This is a genomic window from Leptospira perolatii, assembly GCF_002811875.1.
GTDB classification, from domain to species: Bacteria; Spirochaetota; Leptospiria; order Leptospirales; family Leptospiraceae; genus Leptospira_B; species Leptospira_B perolatii.
On record NZ_NPDZ01000008.1, the window covers coordinates 38,108 to 57,404 of the forward strand.

Genomic DNA, 19,297 nt, shown 5'->3' on the forward strand with positions numbered 1-19,297 from the left:
GAACTTATGACCACCTAAAAATTCGTAATCCCCAAGCAAGGAAAAAGGTCCCTGTCAAAAATAAGATCCCACAAGGAGCGAGCACCTGCAAGAACCCAGCACCCTCTATGAATACTGCTCTCAAGGAATCTGCCGCCAAGGTCAAAGGTAAGTACTGAATGACCGGCAAAACTGTCTCTGGAAAGTTCTTATAGCTGAAAAAGATTCCGGATAATACCATCATAGGAAAGGTAACCGCATTTACCAATCCGTTTCCGACTTGAGAATTTTGAGCTCTTGAGCCTACGAAAATTCCAATACAAGCAAATGCAAAATTTCCGGTGACAAATATGAGTAGGCCGGCCCACACAGATCCAAAAAAAGCATTATCAAAAAAATAGAATGTAAAGATCAAAAGAAAAATGGATTCGATCGTCGTAACGATAAACCTTGTAACAAAGAAAGATAATACAAAACCCAGCTTATTCATAGGAGTGGCTGACATCCGCCGAAGCAGCTTTTTCATCCTCATTTCTATCAAATTCCAGCCTACGCCCCAGAGACAGGAATTCATGATTCCCATTGCGAGCATTCCCGGGACCAAAAAATCTATGTACCTGGTTCCCTTGGAATCGAGAGTAACTATTTTGGATTCTGTATGCTTCTCTTCTTGAGAAAGTAAAGCGTTTGATAGCAACAGATAATCCCTTTGAGCGCTGGCGTTTTTTGGATCAAAAGAAAACTCTAAAGTACCTGCGGCATCTTCTTGAACGAATAAATTGAGTTCTCCTCTTTTCAGTGCTTGAATTGCTTCTTCTATCGTAAGAATTCTAGGTTGAATGATTCCGAGTCCGGTAGAATTCTCTTTTTCAGATTTTGCAAAAGCGGCTTCAATTCTTGACGCGAGTTCTTTTGAGTTGGGCGAATTAGAGATCACCGCCACTCTAGTTTCAGGAATTCCACTGGAAGCGAATGCAAGTCCCAAAACTCCAGCAATCGCAATAGGAAACACAAACGCCCAAAAAATGATTCCAGGTTCGCGATAGAATTCTTTTAATTGGATAGAAACCAGATAATAGATTTGTTTCATTCTTCCAATCCCCTACCTGTCATCGATAGAAAGAGATCATTCAGAGTTTTCTTGTGGCATTCGAGCTCTTTGAGCACGATCTTCCCTTTGGAAAATGAATCTAACATTTTAGGAAGATACTCCGTGATCTTATCTACGAAAATTCTTCCTTCGTGTGTGCCTTCATTCCAGTAAAATTTGGAACGTCCTTCGGCAGGCAAATGCGGTTCTGGATCAGTTCCGTTTTCTAGAGAAAATCGAACAATCTCCCCTCCGCCTAGCTTCCCTAATAAGTCTGATAAGGTTCCTTGGTCTAGAATTTTTCCCTTATCCATTACTATGATTCTTTCGCAAAGCTCTTCGGCTTCTTCCATATAATGTGTGGTCAGAATCATAGTGGTTCCGTCTTTTCTCAGATCTTCCAGAATTTTCCAAATATCTCTGCGAGCCGCTGGATCTAACCCTGTAGTTGGCTCATCTAAAAATAAGATCTCGGGGCGATTCATAATGGAAACGCCTAAAGCCAACCTTTGTCTTTGCCCTCCGGAAAGATCGTTTACGAAGGAGCCTTGTTTTTCGGTCAGTTTCGTTAAATCTAATATTTCTAATAATCTTTCTTCGGATGCCTTATAAAATGATCCGAAGAGTTTTAGGGTTTCCCAAACGGTGGCTCGATCCATGAATCTTGTTTCTTGGAGAGCTAGACCAATCTTGCCTCTTAAGAAAGATTCTTTTTCTTTCCAGGTTGTTCCTAAGAGTCTGATTTCACCTGAATCAGGCTTTTGGATTCCTTCGAGCATTTCGATAAGTGTAGTTTTTCCGGCGCCGTTTGGTCCTAGTAAGGCGACAAATTCTCCGGAGCGTATAGAAAGTGACAAATCGTTTACAGCGACTATGTCTTTGAACTTTTTTACTACATTACGAACTGTAATAATTTCTTTAGAATCGATGAGGGTCACAAATTCGAAACCTAAAACTTAGGATTTCGATTCGCGTATCTCTAGCAAGGAATTTCTAATGCCAAAGCTTAGGAACTCGAAAAGCTGCTGCCCTCTTGGCCCAGTCCTTGGTCAGGTAATCTAGGATCATTTCTTTGTTTCTTCGAGCGTCCAATTTACCAAGTTCGAAAGTTTTTCTAACTCCGACCGGATCTGTATAATCAAAGGAAGTAATCGGAAGTTGTTGAGAAGGTTTGATTAAAAGACAGCGGTCTAGTAGCCTCCTATCTTTACCCACCAGAGTAGTTTCTTCGTAATGGACTCCGATAATTTTTGCTCCTGGGGGAAAAGCTTCGAGCATCAGATTATTGGTCAGTCCGCCGTCCAGATAATATTCCTTTCCATCGCTTTGAAACGAAACAATCGGTGGAATAGAGGATGAATTCAAGATGATCTGTTCGATCAAAACTGGATCGTTGAAGTCTGCCTCTGTGAAAAGTACTTCTTTCATGTTCCAGCTTCGCAATACACGAAATGTCCTTTCGGTGTGAAGCCCTTTGGATCTGTCGCGTTCATCTTCCATGAAGGCTCTGCCTGTTTCTGCTATAAGCCTTGCTAGGCGGAATTTGTTTTTTAGGGAAGTAGCCTTTGGAATCGCACGAATCGTATGTATAAATGCTTTTGCTCCGGATTGTCGGATCTTATCAAAATCCATTCCGAAGCGGATCGTCCTTCTGTACATATCCTCGTGTGGGAATGCTTTTTGACCTTTAAAAAACTTTGATATATAAAAATTGGATGGATTCTTTCGAACGATATTTTCAAAGAAAGCTACTGTCTCTTCCTCTGTTTCGGAGAGCAGACATAGCACCATCGCAGCACCTGCCGAAACACCCGAAACCTGTTTTAATTTGATTCCCCAGCTCTTGAGTTCACTACCGATTCCTAGTCCGTAAAAAGCCTTACAACCGCCGCCTGCAATTGCAAAACAGATTTCGTTTTCCCGCCACAATCCTTGAAACACATCTCCGATCCGGTTAACCGAATCGATTTTTCTGGGTTGAATAGATGACTCGTCGATGATTGGCATTTGAATCCCTTCAATTAAAACCCTGTTCGTTACAATTTCGGTCTCTGCTTCTTTCCGATGGAAGCAAAAAAAGCCCAAAGTTTACTTTTGTCAAAAAATTACGGAAAAAGTTGAACAAGCGTTCCGCGCTTTCAAGGAGAAGAGCACGGCTCTGGGAAAGTTTGGAGAAAGACTATTTTATCCGAGAATTTGTTCATTATGTCCGAAAATGGCTCCTACTAATTTCATTTTTCTCATTGTATCTTTTGCACATTTTGACAAAATGGCTGTCTAACTATCAACAACGGGGACGAAATTGGTTTCGACTGTTGTAGTTTAGGTAAAGTGGCATGTAGGGGTGAGGGACCTCTTAAAAACCTTCAAACCAATAAACGCTAACAACGAATTAGCACTAGCAGCTTAATCTCTGCTACGGATTTAGGGTTTACTCCTCCGGTGGCCTTAAGTCTGACTCAAACGGAGGACGTCGTCGGTTGGTTGCCGGTTCCTAATGGGCGATGAAAACGAACTGGATCGAGAAAACACACCTGTCAGTGGGTTAAGGTTTCTTTAAACAAAAAACACCGAATAAACATGTAGAGGCTTTACTGAAGCACAATAGGACCCGGGTTCGAACCCCGGCGTCTCCAGTAAAAATTATCCGTACTAAACTCCCTTCGAGGGGTTCGAAGCGAGATCTTGTAAGCGCGATCAGCGACCCATAGGGAGCGTAAGTAAGCGCGTCGAGACACACGAAGTGTCGAGACAAGATCGAGACGCCGCAGAGCCCGGTCAGACAGGGATGTCGCACCGCGTCGCGGCGAACCCCGGCGTCTCCAGTAAAAATTATCCGTACTAAGCTCCCTTCGAGGGGTTCGAAGCGAGATCTGCTACTGGATCAGCCAGCTTGTTACGTAAGAGGCAACAAACATCACGCTCGCAATCGAAATTCCGATGGTCGGTTTGCTGAACCAAAATCGCAGAGAGAGTATTAAGTAACTCAAAGAAATAACAATCGCTAATGGCAAAAGTAGCCAATTGGCTAGCAAAAATCCGAAATCTGAAATTCCGATCCACAAATATATAAATCCAAAAAAAACGGCACCCATTCCGTGGCTAAAATTGAACCCAATCCAGGCCTTCCAGATAGTGGTTTCGTTTGTGAGCTTGAGATTGGATTCCTCCATAGAAGTCCGTACTTTCAAATTTGCAGGAGAGAGAGCGGAAGACTTTTTCATATCCTTAAAAGTTAGAACTATATGTGCTGTTCCAAGAAATATATACGGAACACATCCTATCAAGAAAAGAACTTTAGAAATCAGTAATGCTTCCATTTTTCCTCCGGTCTCCCGAACTGAAAAGTCGTTTCGTTTCAGATATCGGTCTTTTAGATTTGCTTTCTTTTCGAACTTACACGGCAAATAATTCGTACATCTTATCTATGGATTCGGGTCCGTAAGCGACTACTCCGACTGGAACTGAGTAATTAATTGCCTCAATAATTTTACCTGCCCAAACCGGACTAAAACCGCCGCACAACTCGATTAATTGGATTCCTTCGGCGACCATCTTTTTGGCGACTTCTATCCCTTGCTCCGGGTGCTTGACTCCGACTACTTTCATTCGAAACTTTTGTGTTCCCTGTTCTTGTGTAAAATTATCTCCAGTAACAATGAATCCGAAATTCGTTAAAGCCATTTTGTCTCTGTTCCTCAGTTTTATTTGATTCTATAATGGATGCAAAATTTATTATATGATATATATTTAACATTCTTTTCCCAAAGGTATAAAATTATTGCAAGTAAAGTTTTAAGAAATAATCACCTGCTTGGAATGCCCCTTGAGATCAGTGACCAGTTTATAAACTTGAGAATGATCTCCGGTCCAGCTCAGTTCAAATAGCACTTTCTTTACTTTCCAACCTTCCTTAGCCATGAGTCGTCTAACTTCTCGATCTCGAAATACGATTTCTGAAAAAGTGATTTCTCCCGAATCCGTAATCCCCTGCAACTTCGAGGCGAAATTCACGGCATTTCCAAAGTAATCTATGTTACTGTTTAGATTTACAGCCAAGCAAGGGCCGCTATGTATACTCACCCGAATTCGGATGGGAGTATTCGGGTTCCGTTCTGAAAATTGCTCTTGGAGTTGTACGGAAGCCGCGATTGCTTCTACGGGAGCAGAAAAGGCAGCCATCACTGCGTCTCCAATTGTCTTTACTACTGCGCCATTGTGTTCGCGCACAATCCGAAACACTTCTATAAAATGCTGTCTCACTTCGGAAAATGCTCCAGTATCTCCTTTTTGCACATAGAACCGAGTGGAGCCTACGATGTCCGTAAATAGAATCGTTTGCACTCCGATGTCTAGTTGAAGTTCTGTTGAGAGAGCTTCCTCAGAAAATAAATCTCTAAAATTCTGGAAATTAAAAAGTTCGGATGGTCTTAGGCTTTCTTGATCCTCTTTTCTTTCTTCAATAATATAGCCAACGGGTTTTTCGGAGGAATTTACGAGTCGTATTTGCGGATTTGTCGAAACATCGATTTGTTCGGCTGCAAAGTCAGGCTCCCAAGAAAATCCGGTCTTTTCGATCCCGGATTGCAGGTTTAACAAAGTGTATTTTTTTTCACCTAACATGCGAAGGCGATATAGCCCTTTCGGAAGTATTAGATTCGAGTTATATTCTTGTTTGGCTCCCAGGTATTTTTGGAGACGAATATGCGCTTTTGTGGCAGGTTCAGCCGCACAGAAATATCTCTTCTGAATATTACGGATGGAAGGATGTACATGGAAGGTTATTTCTACAGAGTCGATCTGGTTCGATTCAAATTCGATCTCGCAAACTTCGCAAGAATCTCTGCTCGGAAGATCCCCTAAGTGAAGCGCTTCGGTTCGGACTCCTCGGCAGTGAGGACAAATCACGTCCCAGGATAGACTAAATAAGCCTAGTCTGCAGCCGTGCAAAAAGAGTAAGAGAAGATCTCCCAAAGGAATCTTCCAAGCATTGGACAAAGTCTTAACTCTGATTCTATAGAGATCGTTTTCATCCGCATCTAGAACGTAGTTGAGCAGCCGATCGACAAGCTCTTTGTTCTGGCCTTCTTTAATAAAGCCGACTCGAATTTGTTGGATTCGCGCGGGGAAGATTGGATTTTTTTTGTTCGAAACTTCCTTTAATAGGCTTAATGCATTTGGTCCACTCCAGCCTTTTTGATCTACCTTTCGGATATCGGCGACTACTCCATTTAAGCCCTTTTCATACTGCTTTTTGAGCTGTTTCATGCCGATTTTCAGCACGGTACGTCCTACAAAGTTTCGGGGAATCCAACCGAAATACACATACAATCTACTGGTATCATTACCGCTATCGAATAGAAGATATCTAGTTCTTACATAATGCGCAAATCCTTTGGAATAAATCCTGGCATTGTTCAACTGTTTGCAGTATTCCCATTCCCAGGGGACTTCTTCCCACTCCATCAAAACGCCTGCGTTTATGGAAGAGCCGAAAAGCTTTCCGTCGATTTCAGAAAATTTCATTTCCGAAATTCCTATCCTTTTGTTAAACGAAGAAGTATCTATCAGCCAGGGCCAGAGTGCACTAGGATTTGCATTAAGATCGAACTTCCAGAGATAATCCAAAGGTTCTCCGAGCTGCAATAAATTTGCGTCCCAAGGATACGCCTCTAAGAATTCTTGCAATTCGATGGATTCTGGGTGAAATAATTCCCATTTAGAGTTCGGAGCTAGTAGATCGGCCGTCATTGTTTCTCCGGAGTTACTTCGTGAAGTTTTATGAGAAAAAACTTCCTTACTAACTTAGATTCACTTTTCTCAATATTGGCAAAAAGAAAAATGTAAACCAAAATGAGTTCAAAATTCTTATATTCCAGCTTCGGATCTAGATTCGAAAGGCAGACAGGTATCGGCCAATTGATGGAGGATCTTGCAAACATAGAACCGGGGACTTGTATGTTGGGTGGAGGAAGTCCCGCCCTAATCCCGGAAGTTCTAGAATCTTGGAGGGAAATCACTTCTAAATTTACGAAGGAGAAAAGTTGGGATTCGATCTTGAGCACGTATGAATCTCCTTCGGGGAAACAGGAAACCTTAGAAGCCCTGGCAAATCTTCTTAGTTCGGAGACCGGGGCAAAAATCACTAAAGAAAATCTCATTATTACCAACGGATCTCAAAATGCTTTTTATATTCTGATCAATTTCTTTTCGGGGCTTTATCCCGATGGAACTAAGAGAAATGTATTTTTTCCATCCGTACCTGAATATATCGGCTATATAGATCAGCCGATCGAGCCGAATTCAATTACTTCTTTGCCCGCTTTGGAATCGGTTACTGGAGAAGACAGCTTTCGATATGAACTGGACTCGGAAGGTTTGAAAAAAACTGCAACTAAGTCGGGCTTGCTTGGGTGTGCAGTACTCTCTAGGCCCACGAATCCGACAGGAAGAGTCGCAACCGAAGACGAGGTTCTTACAATCGCAGAATTTTGCTCGGATCAAAAAATTCCGTTTTTTCTAGATAATGCTTACGGCAGCCCGTTTCCGAAAATAGAATTCAAGAAAACGGATTGGGTTCACAGGGAAGGAATGGTTCAATCTTTTAGTTTATCGAAGGTGGGACTTCCTGGAGTCAGGACTGGCTTCATACTAGCAAATCCAGATTTAATTTCTGCAGTTTCGAAAGCAAATGCAGTGATTAATTTAACAAGTGGAAGCCTAGGACAGTACATAGGGTTGGAGTTCCTTCGATCTGGAGAATGGAGAAGACTGTCTAAGGAATTTATACTGCCTTATTATGAGAAAAAAAGGGATCTTGCAATTCGAGCAATCCGAAGGGAATGGCGCGGAAAGCTGGATTATTTGATCCATGAAAGCGAAGGTGCTTTCTTTCTTTGGGTAAAATTCAAAGGTCTAAAAAAAGGAATCTCCTACTTATATTCCACTTTGAAAAAGGCAGGAGTAATCGTAGTTCCAGGAACTCATTTTTATCCAAAAGGATTAGAGGAGCTCCCAAGTGGGGATGATTGTGTTCGAATCAGCTTTGCCAGAGAAGATCACGAATTAGAAGAAGGGATTCGTAGAATTGCAAGTGTGTTACAAGAATACATTTGAGAAAAGAGTTTCATTTTGGATTTTAATCTGAGAATTTGGTAACTAGGGAAAACGGCGAAAAAACAATCCTTCGGATTGTAATTTTAATCGGGTGCGTTGATGGAAGCTTTGGAACAAGAGGTCTCCTTTGAGGAGTTATCATCTAGCCAGTCTAAGGGGCCCGATATTCAGTCCCTTCAGCCGGATTATATCTTTCTCAACAATGGAGCGGTAGGAATTTCCACAACCGCAAGATGCATTCTAGACGAATTAAGAGACTGGCATAAGAAGACAGAAAACCACGGTTCAAAAAGCTTTCACCCTTCTTATCTACTTACACTCGATAAGCTCAGTGATTTGCTCAACAAGTACCGAAATCTTAGTGAGCAAGCCAAGTCCCCGTCTTCTGTCGACATCGCTCTTAAGCAAATCGTAGATTTCGATAAAAGAGGTCAAAATAAATCTGCCTATTTATATCCGTTCTTAGTAAGAAATGGAAATAAGGTGATGGCCAAGATCGCACTCGCTTCTCCTCAAAAGGAAGCTAAAACGGATGTGACGCCGTTTCGAAGAGCTTGCTTCGAATTTTCGGAAGAAACGATCGATCTGATTCTCAACAATAGAGCGCAAAAACCAAGAACCTTGGACGAAGAGAATCCGGGAGCAATCGTACTTCATAAAAACAAATCGGGACAAATTTGGCTGTATCCAAAGTTGGCTTCTCTTGATTCGGAAATGGCCGGTCTTCTAAAACGTGGCTTTCAACCTTTTTCATACATTCCGATGAACGACTTTCTGACTGATTTTACCAATTATGCAAAATCAAAAGAAGCAGTTACGGAAATACTTCCTGACTATCATGTAATTATCGATGATCTAAAATTGAATCCGGATGGATCCTATGAACACCAACCGGAGATCATCGCTCATTATCGTGCCCAAGCTGCCGGATTAGAAATATTCGCTCTTACCTATCTAAAGCAGCTTTCCCAGAGAGCCGGCTATAATTTGTATTTATCTAAGATTCAAGAATTCGAATCTGTTCACGGATTGGCAGAGGCAGGCAAAAAGCAAAACAGCGAAAAAGTTTCTGCTTTGATTCAGTTGATCGAAGACTATCCGTTTGATCGTGAAAAAGACGATCTGGGAAAAAGGATAGGCGAGACTTGTCGTCTTTCGATCAAGATTTTGCAAAAGCTAATCCAAGAAAAAGCAAATCTTGCGGAGAGGAAAACCGAGAACGCTTTCAAAAGTCTGAAACATCGGATTCAGACTCAGATTTCGGAGCATACGCAAAATAGACTGACACTTTATAAATTTAGTCCGAGTAAAAGATTAGAAGCAATTGGGATCACGGACCAGGATAAAATTACTCTGTATTCCAGAGAACTCGTTGATGGACTCAGCCAAAAATTCGGACTCAAAGAAATTACGAATCCGAATGGAAGCACCGAAGTATTCTCGGTAGATCCGAGCTATATGGCGGCGGTTATACACAAGCTAACTTCCGATGCCAGAATCAATCCCATGCTCGAGAGGGATTTGAATATAGCAAAAGAGATTAATGCAAATCTCAATAAATCAAGACATCCGGATTTAAATTCCAAGTTGAAAGCAGATCATATTGTAAAGTTACAACAAGACTCTTTCTTAATGGAACAAGAAGTAGAGCATAGACAGAAATCTGAAGCTATCGCAAAGAAAGTAAATTTGTCCATGGGTTTGCTAGGTTTCGTCGCAACTATGGTTTTCTTTTTAATCGCTTCGGTTCATTTTAACACGGTCGGAATTATATTCGTCGGAATACCTGTTTCTATCATCATTTCAGTGCTTCTTGCTTTATGGTTCAGGGACAAAGAAAAAAGCGATCTGATCCTGACTGAAAATGGAGCAAAGTCAGGTGTAAGTGCTGGTCTTTTAGGAATGGGTTCATCTTATTCTGGATCTGGCGGAGATTACGATTCCGATGATTCTGGAAGCGAGGACGAACATTTTGGAAAAGTAGAATCCGCAAAGGAAAAGAAAGTGAGCCTGATCGCCAAGGGCGCGGGTCGCTTTGTTTTTCCTAGTCGATTTACAAAGATCCAAGACAAGATTCACGATTCAAAATCTCTGCGCAAAAAGATCTGGGAGAATTTGGAGAACATTCGACAAAGTGTAAGTCAGCTAAGTTCCGAAGCGGATGACGATAAAGTTGCTTCCACTGTAGAATACGCCCTACTACAAAACTCAGCTATGATCGCGATTCCGGACGATATTGTTCCTCCCGGAATGCCAAATTCGATCATTCTAAGTCATGCCGATTTAAAGGCACCTCTGATTCGAGACCAGATTAGTGAGTTCTTGCGAAACGAGGTGCAAAAGAAAAAGTACGATAAAAAACTGGTAAAATATTATACTTTTCTAATTAATACCATCGAAGTGGAATATTATAAATATCTTCCCAGTAGAAAAAGGAAATAGATTTCGATTCTCAAATCAGGACTCCGAATCTCTAACAGTTGCAATTTTGCTCTGATTACCGCAGATTTGAACGAAAACTTTCCACTGGATAAAATCCCTCTCTATTTACAATTCCTTGACTCGTTCCTTACCAAAAATTTAATTTAGCCATGCCAGAGTTGCCTGATCTAGTAGTCATTCGAGAGAGATTGATTCCCGAATTAGAGAATCATACAATCGAATCGATTGAAATTTTAGAACCGCTGGTAGTTCGAAATTTAAATGGAATCGAAATTGAAAATAATTATAAGGGGGCTCCCTTTAAGAATTTAGAAAGAGTCGGCCCTTTTTTGCATTTTGAGTTTGGGGACAAACATATCGTAATCCACTGCATGCTCGTCGGAAAATTTTCATTAAATCCGCAATATAAGAAAAAGGATTTATGCATTCGATTTCAATTCGATGGATTGACTTTGAATTATATAGACGATATGAAAATGGGCAAGGTCTATTTTGGGGATTCTGAAAGCCTAAAACAAATCCCTAAGTTTAACGACCAAGGAGTGAATTTACTTTCTGAAGATTTCACAGAAAAAGAATTCTTGAGCTTAATCGGAAAAACGAGACAGCAGACTCGAGTGTTTCTGATGGACCAAACCAAGCTAAGTGCTTTAGGAAACGCTTATGCAGACGAAGTACTCTTTGAAGCTCAAATTCACCCTAAAACTCCCTGTAATAAGTTAAGCCAAGAAGACAAATCCAGACTTTACGAAAGTATCAAAAAGGTTCTTTCGGAATCTATCGATTATATAAGAAGGAAAAATGCTCCCCTAGAAGTGAAGGTCAGAGATCACGTAAAAGTAAGAAATAGGAAAAACGAACCTTGTCCTCGGTGTGGAACCACAATACGAAGAGCCAATGTCCTAGGTTATGATTCCTTCTTTTGTCCGAAATGTCAGGTGATGGCGGGTGGGCAGTTTTTGGATTGGGGAAAGATGAGTTGAGGTTGCCATGTCAGATTGGAAGCTTGAGTCAGGAACTCTAAAAAAAACTTCAAAGAATCCTTATGCAACCGGAACTTTTTCCGGCTGTTTATTGTTAGTCATTCAATTTTTCCTAGTGGTTTTTATTCTCGTAGGATTCTTATTTTTATTCGCATCTTCGGATGCTTCTGAGTCTTACACTACGATCTTCGTTTTGTTTTTCTTAAGTAGTTTGTTCGTGATTATCGCGACTACTATTTCTACTTACAATAAGAGTAAATCCGTAATTAGAACACTAGAAATCGATGCATCTTCTAGCTTGATGCGAATTAAGGAAACTGAAAAACCAGATACAAGCTGGGATCTTTCACAGGCCATTTGCTACATCATTAAAAAAAGATCCGAACTCAAAGGTGTTTCCAGCACAAGCGGATCCGGCTCCAGAAAGTACTTTGATTTGTATTTACTTCGAAATGATGGGTCGTTCTTTTTACTGGAGAGTTTTTCCGATCCAGCCAATATACCAGAAACGATGCAAATGTTCCGATCTGCTTTTCCTTTGCCGATCAAGAACGATGCCGGCGAAAATTTGTACGATCCATCCGAATTCAAATCTTCAGATCCAACGATAGAAAAACAGGCCAGCGGAGCTTCCTTCCCTTTTGAAGCTCCGGCTTCTAGATTTCTAAAAATCGAAAGATCGGAACAGGGAACCAGAGTCGAAGTCATGAATCCCAAGTCAATCCGTGACAAGCTAATCGTTGTATTGTTCTTCGGAATTTTTTTCGGTGCTTGGTTGTTCATTGCGCATCAGATACTTTCCGAATCGGCCTATATTGCCTTGGTGTTTTTTGTCCCATTTTCTATCTTCTTTTTGGGAATTCTAATTGTGAGCATACTCTTCTCGCTCACAAAAAAATTGGAATTATACGCGGATTCTACCGGTTTAAAAATTCGTTATGCGACCGGAATTCCGCTTTTGTCTTATCTACTTGCTTTAGAAAGATTTTTTCCGAAGCAGTCCATTCGACATATTCGTGTTAGCCGCTTGGTTCTGGATCAAGATGCGCTAACTATTGCTTTAAAGGGAACGGAACGCAAGTCGATCGGTGTACTCGCCTATTTGTTCAATCTACAAGCATTTCCTATCCAAAGTTTTACGCTCCGCGGTGATTCGGAATTAATCGGAATTTGGCACCTAATGCCGTGGGTACCTAATTCTCCGGGATATTCCGATTTAGTGGCCGCGGAATCCGCAATTCAGGCTCACTTGAATTTGGATGAGGAACGCATCGACTTTAACGATTTGCAATAACCTGAAATCTGTTCGTTTTGCATGAAATATGGTTGACTAGGGACAGGGTACCCACAAATTGACCACAAGATTCTCGGTGATTATAGAGAGAGGGTCACACCCGTTCCCATCCCGAACACGGAAGTTAAGCCTCTCATCGCTGATGGTACTGCATGGTTCGCTGTGTGGGAGAGTAGGACGTCGCCGGGTTTTCTTTTTTCCCCCCTACCTTACTCCGATCTATCTGAAAGAACTTGGGGAAACGGGTTGACTCCCGAATTCTAGGGGAAAAATTTACCTGAGGGGAACTTCCCCAGGTCACATATTGCAATCGTAGATATTACGCAGGGATCTATATGAGAAGAACGTATCAACCCAGCCGGATTAAACGTGCCCGTACTCACGGATTTCGCGCCAGAATGGCGACTCCCGGTGGCAGAAAGACTCTCTCCCGCAGAAGGAAAAAGGGTCGGTATAAGCTGACTGTTTCCGACGAAAAGATCGGTAGAAAGTACTAATAGAAATATCAAAGAGACACTTACATCTAGGAAGGACATCCGAGAACTTTTTCAAACCGGAAGAAGGGTTTCAACTTTCCCAATTACCCTAGTTTTTAAAGAAAACGGATCGGATCAAAATCGCTACTTGTACTGCCCCGAACGGAGTGTACGTTTAGCTGTGCATAGAAACAGGATCAAGAGAAGACTCAGAGCCGCAATCTCGGACCTTGAACCTGAAATGAACCAAGGCTTTGATTTGGCAATTCTTGCGAAACCAAAACTTTTGGAAATAGGCTATCCCGAACTTCTTTCCTGTCTGGGTTCTCTTTTGGCCAAAGTTCGATGAATCAAATCGCAATTAAAATTATCGCTTTCTATAAGAAGTGGATTTCACCGGCTTTTCCTCCGGCTTGCAGGTATTCGCCTAGTTGTTCCGAATACGCAATGCAGGCTTTCGGAGAATACGGCTTTTTTGAAGCTGCGTTTTTAACTACGAAAAGAATTTTGAGATGTAATCCCTTTTTTGCCGCAGGCGAAGATCCTTTACCCCCTAACCCTAGAAGGAAATAGGAATGGAAGAAAAACAAAATAGACTTTTTCTCGCGCTAATGCTTAGCGTTCTAGTTTTCGCTTTAGTAAACTACTTTTTTGCACCACCACCTCCTCCAAAAAAAGCAGAAACCGAAAAGAAAGAGGTCGTAAAGCCGGAGCCAGTCAAAACTCCACCGGTGTTGGCGCCTACTTCACCTAAAGTAAGCTCTAAAGATGTAAAAAAGATCACCGTAAAAACACATTCACATATTGTAATACTTTCAAGCTTAGGAGCAAGGATCGAAAAATTCTACGCTAAGAATTACAAAGATGCGGAAGGTAAGGAAGTAGTCCTCGTTCGAGGGGAATACGAAGTTATCGATATCGATGGCGAAAAGTTTGATGCAGTTGAACTTTCTAGAAACAAAGGCTTTGACTTTAACTTTGCTCAAAGCAAAGAGTCATTGGCTCTTTCAGAATGGAATAACCTGAACTTTTCGGTTATTGAAGATAAAAAAACGAACTCGTATAGTTTTTCTGCAGTGAGTCCGAATGGAAAGTTACTGCTGAAAAAGACTTATATTTTCTTCCCCGGAGAAAATTACTTCAAAACTGAAATCTCTCTTACAAACACTAGCAGGGAATCGATTACTTTTGCCGATCGCACAAATCCAGCCTACTTAAGAACCTACGGTAGTATAGGTCCGATTCCAAGAGGTAGAGATTTAAACGACCAAGAATTGAGCAAATTCTTTAGAGTCTACAGAATCGATGGAAGTTTGAGTGACTCCGTTGATGGAGGACCTGCCTGGGGATTTTTCGAAAGGATCGGAAATTATTTTACCGGAGTTCCTGGTGGGGACGATAGATTCAAACCGATTTGGGGAGGCAGCGAAGGTGTGGATTTTGCCGGTACAGGTAGTAGGTATTTTATCGCAGTTGCGGATACTCTGAATCATCCGGCAGAAGGTGTCCTCTTGGACAACCGAGTGAAAAACGATACCGGAGTGATCTTGTCTTACGGAAATATTATCCTGGAACCAGGAAAAGCGTTTGTGCTCGATTTTGCGAACTACGTCGGAATTCGCGAGTGGGACGGAATGTTATTCCGAGACTCAAAGTTAGATCCGGTTAAGAATCCTCAGTCTCCTTTTGCAGGTATGAGTACTGATTTGAATAAATCATTCAACCAAGGGATCACTACTCCTCTAAGGAACGGGATTGTATGGTTCTTGAAGAAGATCCATGATTATGCAGTTCCGAACTATGGATTTGCAATTATACTTTTTGCGCTTCTGTTCAAACTGGCATTCTATCCGCTCAATCAAAAGCAAGCGGAGACCATGAAAAGGATGCAGGAGCTTTCTCCAGAGATTAAGAAAATCAACGAGAGATTCGCGAAAGATCCCAATAAACGACAAGAGAAACTGATGGAGCTTTATAAAAAGCATAACATGAACCCGCTTTCGCAGTTGGGCGGATGTTTGCCGATGTTTATACAAATTCCAGTTTTTCTAGCGTTATACACCGCTTTTTCGGATACAATCGATCTGTGGAAATCTCCCTTTTTGTGGATCGGCGACTTGAGCGAACCGGATTCTATTTGGACTTCGCCAGCAATTCCTTTCTTGACTCAAACCGGATTCTCTCTGAATCTGTTGGCTCTCTTGATGGTAGGAACTCAGTTCTTATCCGCGAGAATGACTTCGGTTCCTTCGGATCCGAATCAAAAAGTAATGCTTTATGTAATGCCAATCATGATGATCTTCATTTTCTGGAGCATGCCATCCGGAGTAACACTATACTGGACGATCTTTAATCTTCTTTCGATTGGACAGCAGTGGATTACGAATCATTTGAAAAAGAATGCTACGCCTGTAAAGGCCTGAACTCATATATCGAGGAATACGATATGGAAAACTACATCTTCGAGGCGGAAGGTAAGACAAAAGCCGAAGCCGAAGAAACAACATTAACAACACTTAGACTAGAGCCGGGTGACGTGCGCTTTGAGACTGTGGAATCCGGTAAATCCGGGTTTCTTGGGCTCACTCAGAAAAAGCCTGCGGTCGTACGAGCTTTTGTACTCAACAACGATCTTCCTGCGGAAAAGATCATCCACGGAGTAACGATCACTTTACTCCGCAAGATGGGAATCGAAGCGGAAGTGGTAGGAATGGGCGACGTAGACGGCAAAATCTACATCGAAGTATCAAGCAAAGAATCCGGACTGATCATCGGGAAGCGGGGCGCGACTTTGGACGCGATCCAGTTTTTGGTGAATCTGATGGTAGACAGCAAGATTCGCCACGGCCGTAAAATCGTGATCGATACTGAATCTTATCGCGACAAGCGAGAACTATCTCTTGTTCGCTTAAGCAAATCGGTCGCGGCTTCTGTGGCTAAATCTGGTAAATCCAAGCTTTTAGAACCTATGAATCCCTTTGAAAGAAGGATCGTTCACATGGCTCTTCAAGAAAACGAGAAAGTATTCACACGGTCCGAAGGAAACGGTACTTACAAAAAAGTAAGAATCATTCCCATGAAGGATCGTCACAAATACAAAGATATGGTCGAGAAGAGTCCGAACGGAGACATACTCGAGGAAGTGAACGACTACTGATTCGAACGTGTTTGACACGATAACAGCTATATCCACAGCCTCCGGTGCAGGTGCGATCGGAATTCTCAGGATTTCCGGACCGGAGGCTCTATCAATCTCCACCAAACATCTATTCCAAAACGGAAATAAATTAGAACTTCATAATATAAAACCGAGATTCGCTTATACCTGCGAGTTTCAAGATGGTCCAAGAAAAATGGATCAGGTTCTTTTCTTGTATTTCGCAGGACCGAATTCCTATACCGGAGAAGATCTCTGCGAGATCCATATGCACGGGAATCCGATTTTGTTACGCGAAGCGATCGAAATATTCATTCGAACCGGAGCGAGACCTGCCAAACAAGGAGAATTCACAAAGAGAGCTTTTTTGAATGGAAAGCTGGATTTAAGCGAGGCAGAATCGGTCGGAAGACTAATCGGCGCAAGATCCAGATTTGAACTAGAGCTCGCACAAAAAAACGTCTTTGGAGAAATTTCAAGGTTAGCTTCTAATTTGCGTAGCCAGTTGATTTCTCTAAAGGCCGAGTGCGAAGCAGAAATCGATTTTTCTACCGAAGATTTGACCTATGAATCTTTTGAGCAAAGAAAACTTCGAATTCTAAAAATCATAGAAATATGCGACTCTCTTTTGAAAAGGTCAAGGCAAGCAGAAATACTTTTGGAGAAAAGCAGAGTGGTTCTCTACGGAGAGCCGAATACCGGAAAGTCCAGTCTGATGAATCTAATTCTGGGAAAAGACCGATCCATTATTTCAGATATTCCTGGCACAACCAGAGACTATGTGAGCGAGGAGTTCCTTCTGGAAGGGGTCCCGATTCGATTAACAGATACAGCAGGAATCAGAAAGACTTCTGACACGATCGAGAAGCTTGGAATCGAAAGGAGCGAAAAGGAATTTTCCTCGGCGGATGTTCGAGTCTTCGTAATCGACGTTTCCGCAAAAACTGACTGGAAAATCTTTGGAGAAGAAAATCGCTCTAAATTAGAAGGTGCGGTCGTCGCTGCAAATAAAATCGATATCGCGGATTCGTCTTGGATTCCTGAAAAAATTTTGAATCTAAACTTACCCGGGACAGTTATCTGCGAGGTGTCTTGCAAGACTAAGCAGGGAATAGAAAATCTAATTCAAAAAATTTCGGAAAAACTGATAAGCTTAGAGAGTTCCGAAGATTATGTCATCCTAGAAGAAAGGAATCGTTATCATTTTACGACCATTGTTAACAGTCTAGAGCAATGTATTCGTCTGATGGAAGATAGGGCCCCAGCAGAAATTTATATCAAGGAAATCGACTCGGCGCTTACGGAAATCGGAGAAGTCAATGGAAGAGTCGACACGGAAGAAATTCTAGGTAGGATATTCAGCAAGTTCTGCGTTGGTAAATGAAATAGGATAGAATCTAGGCCCGTTCCGCGAAACATTGGCTTAATAGTTATGAGAGAAAAATCACTCGAATACCACTCGTTGCATCCGAAAGGAAAAATTCAGGTTGTCCCCACAAAACCTACAAGGGATTCCTTTGACCTTTCTCTTGCATACTCACCTGGAGTGGCTTATCCCTGCTTAGAAATAAAAGAGAATGCCGATTTAGTCTACGAATACACAAATCGCGGGAATTTGGTCGGGATTATTACAAACGGAACTGCAATCCTGGGTTTAGGAGATATCGGACCCTTAGCCGGAAAGCCGGTCATGGAAGGAAAAGCTGTACTATTTAAAAAGTTTGCCGGAATCGATGTATTCGATATTGAGATCGACGCAAAGGATCCGGAAGAGTTCGTCCGCGCAGTTAAATTATTAGAGCCCACTTTTGGTGGAATAAACTTAGAAGACATTAAGGCTCCCGAAAGTTTTTACATTGAAGAACAATTGATCGAACGGATGAATATTCCGGTCTTTCATGATGACCAGCACGGTACTGCAATCATAACTGTTGCGGGTTTACTGAATGCATTCGAGCTGAATGGAAAGCGGCCAGCGGACGTAAAGTTAGTGATTTGCGGTGCCGGTGCAGCCGGGATAGCGATCGCAGAGCTCGTGCAGCATATCGGGATTCGTAAAGAGCATATTTTCCTTGTCGATACAAAAGGTGTGATTCACTCGGATAGGACTGACATAAATGATATCAAGAAAAGATATGCTCAGTCTACTGCTGCTCGGACCTTAAGAGACGTGATGCAGGACGCCGATGTTTTTGTAGGTGTGTCTGTTGCAAATATGATCGATTCAGAAATGGTTCTTTCGATGGCAAAGAATCCCATTATTTTTGCACTCGCAAATCCTGATCCGGAAATCCCCTACGCAGTAGCCAAATCTGTAAGGTCAGATATCATTATGGGAACCGGAAGAAGTGATAATCCAAATCAGGTGAATAATGTCCTCGGGTTCCCCTTCATCTTTCGGGGCGCTTTGGACGTCAGAGCAAGACATATTACTCTCGAAATGAAGTTGGCCGCTGCGAGAGCTTTGGCGGAACTAGCTAGGCTCGAGGTTCCGGAAGCGGTGAGTCTCGCCTATGGTGGAGAAAAATTCTCTTTTGGACCAGAATATATTATTCCCAAACCATTCGACCAAAGAGTATTATTCCATGTGGCACCGGCTGTTGCAGAAGCCGCGGTACAAAGTGGAACTGCAAGAAAGCCATATCCTGGAAGAGAGCTCTATACAGCCTTTTTGGAAGGATTAATGAGAACCTAATTAAAAGACTCGGGTTCTTTTGGAAAGGACTCTGCTCCAAAAATGCGATGCTTAAGAAATTGGGC

General features: G+C 42.0%; 17 protein-coding genes, 1 rRNA gene and 1 other RNA gene. 13 read left to right on the top strand and 6 right to left on the bottom strand.

Going from position 1 to position 19,297, the window contains the following annotated elements:
* Positions 1-4 precede the first annotated feature (4 nt).
* The 3 genes from CH373_RS12910 to CH373_RS12920 all read right to left on the bottom strand — a co-directional run bounded on the left by CH373_RS12910 (position 5) and on the right by CH373_RS12920 (position 3,076).
* Complete coding sequence (locus CH373_RS12910; RefSeq protein WP_100713647.1) at positions 5-1,069, bottom strand: ABC transporter permease; 1,065 nt, start codon at positions 1,067-1,069, stop codon at positions 5-7.
* Positions 1,066-1,983, bottom strand: a complete 918-nt coding sequence (locus CH373_RS12915) for an ABC transporter ATP-binding protein (RefSeq protein ID WP_100713684.1) — start codon at positions 1,981-1,983, stop codon at positions 1,066-1,068. Before CH373_RS12915 ends, CH373_RS12910 begins: the two co-directional genes overlap by 4 nt.
* A 79-nt stretch (positions 1,984-2,062) precedes the next feature.
* A complete protein-coding gene (locus tag CH373_RS12920; RefSeq protein ID WP_100713683.1) occupies positions 2,063-3,076 on the bottom strand; it encodes a patatin-like phospholipase family protein in 1,014 nt (337 codons plus the stop codon).
* 285 nt (positions 3,077-3,361) lie between these two features.
* Between CH373_RS12920 and ssrA the strand changes: the two genes are divergently transcribed.
* Positions 3,362-3,708: a transfer-messenger RNA gene (gene ssrA / locus CH373_RS12925) on the top strand.
* A gap of 237 nt (positions 3,709-3,945) precedes the next feature.
* Here the strand turns inward: ssrA and CH373_RS12930 are convergent.
* The 3 genes from CH373_RS12930 to CH373_RS12940 form a co-directional block, all read right to left on the bottom strand.
* The gene (locus tag CH373_RS12930; protein WP_125169961.1) at positions 3,946-4,389 is read right to left on the bottom strand and encodes an LIC_13387 family protein; all 444 of its coding nucleotides are present in this window, start codon (positions 4,387-4,389) and stop codon (positions 3,946-3,948) included.
* A 76-nt stretch (positions 4,390-4,465) separates the two neighbouring features.
* Entirely contained in the window at positions 4,466-4,753 is a 288-nt protein-coding gene (locus CH373_RS12935; protein WP_100713645.1) for a DUF6506 family protein, read from the bottom strand.
* Positions 4,754-4,864: 111 nt separating this feature from the next.
* The gene (locus CH373_RS12940; protein WP_100713644.1) at positions 4,865-6,820 is read right to left on the bottom strand and encodes an adenylate/guanylate cyclase domain-containing protein; all 1,956 of its coding nucleotides are present in this window, start codon (positions 6,818-6,820) and stop codon (positions 4,865-4,867) included.
* Between the two features lie 102 nt (positions 6,821-6,922).
* On the opposite strand from CH373_RS12940, the gene CH373_RS12945 reads away from it, so the two are divergent.
* The 12 genes from CH373_RS12945 (at position 6,923) to CH373_RS13000 (ending at position 19,232) form a co-directional block, all read left to right on the top strand.
* A complete protein-coding gene (locus CH373_RS12945; protein WP_100713643.1) occupies positions 6,923-8,185 on the top strand; it encodes an aminotransferase class I/II-fold pyridoxal phosphate-dependent enzyme in 1,263 nt (420 codons plus the stop codon).
* A gap of 99 nt (positions 8,186-8,284) precedes the next feature.
* Complete coding sequence (locus tag CH373_RS12950) at positions 8,285-10,627, top strand: hypothetical protein (RefSeq protein WP_100713642.1); 2,343 nt, start codon at positions 8,285-8,287, stop codon at positions 10,625-10,627.
* A 149-nt stretch (positions 10,628-10,776) separates the two neighbouring features.
* The gene (locus tag CH373_RS12955; RefSeq protein ID WP_100713641.1) at positions 10,777-11,610 is read left to right on the top strand and encodes an Fpg/Nei family DNA glycosylase; all 834 of its coding nucleotides are present in this window, start codon (positions 10,777-10,779) and stop codon (positions 11,608-11,610) included.
* A gap of 7 nt (positions 11,611-11,617) precedes the next feature.
* Entirely contained in the window at positions 11,618-12,904 is a 1,287-nt protein-coding gene (locus tag CH373_RS12960; RefSeq protein ID WP_100713640.1) for a hypothetical protein, read from the top strand.
* Positions 12,905-12,976: 72 nt separating this feature from the next.
* A 5S ribosomal RNA gene (rrf, locus tag CH373_RS12965) occupies positions 12,977-13,093 on the top strand.
* Positions 13,094-13,239: 146 nt separating this feature from the next.
* Positions 13,240-13,401, top strand: coding sequence for a 50S ribosomal protein L34 (rpmH, locus tag CH373_RS12970; RefSeq protein WP_100713639.1), 162 nt, complete (start codon positions 13,240-13,242; stop codon positions 13,399-13,401).
* A 7-nt stretch (positions 13,402-13,408) separates the two neighbouring features.
* Positions 13,409-13,729: a ribonuclease P protein component gene (gene rnpA, locus CH373_RS12975; protein WP_100713638.1), complete on the top strand. Its 321-nt coding sequence runs from the start codon at positions 13,409-13,411 to the stop codon at positions 13,727-13,729.
* Positions 13,726-13,953, top strand: a complete 228-nt coding sequence (yidD, locus tag CH373_RS12980; protein ID WP_100713637.1) for a membrane protein insertion efficiency factor YidD — start codon at positions 13,726-13,728, stop codon at positions 13,951-13,953. The genes rnpA and yidD overlap by 4 nt, the downstream gene beginning before the upstream one ends.
* Positions 13,954-13,955: 2 nt before the next feature.
* Positions 13,956-15,803 carry a membrane protein insertase YidC gene (gene yidC, locus CH373_RS12985; RefSeq protein ID WP_100713636.1) on the top strand — a complete coding sequence of 616 codons (1,848 nt, stop codon included), beginning with the start codon at positions 13,956-13,958 and terminating at the stop codon, positions 15,801-15,803.
* A 23-nt stretch (positions 15,804-15,826) separates the two neighbouring features.
* On the top strand, positions 15,827-16,537 hold the full coding sequence (jag, locus tag CH373_RS12990) for an RNA-binding cell elongation regulator Jag/EloR (RefSeq protein WP_100713635.1): 711 nt from the start codon (positions 15,827-15,829) through the stop codon (positions 16,535-16,537).
* A gap of 7 nt (positions 16,538-16,544) precedes the next feature.
* Positions 16,545-17,921 carry a tRNA uridine-5-carboxymethylaminomethyl(34) synthesis GTPase MnmE gene (gene mnmE / locus CH373_RS12995; RefSeq protein WP_100713634.1) on the top strand — a complete coding sequence of 459 codons (1,377 nt, stop codon included), beginning with the start codon at positions 16,545-16,547 and terminating at the stop codon, positions 17,919-17,921.
* A gap of 48 nt (positions 17,922-17,969) precedes the next feature.
* Complete coding sequence (locus CH373_RS13000) at positions 17,970-19,232, top strand: malic enzyme-like NAD(P)-binding protein (protein ID WP_100713633.1); 1,263 nt, start codon at positions 17,970-17,972, stop codon at positions 19,230-19,232.
* Positions 19,233-19,297: the final 65 nt, after the last annotated feature.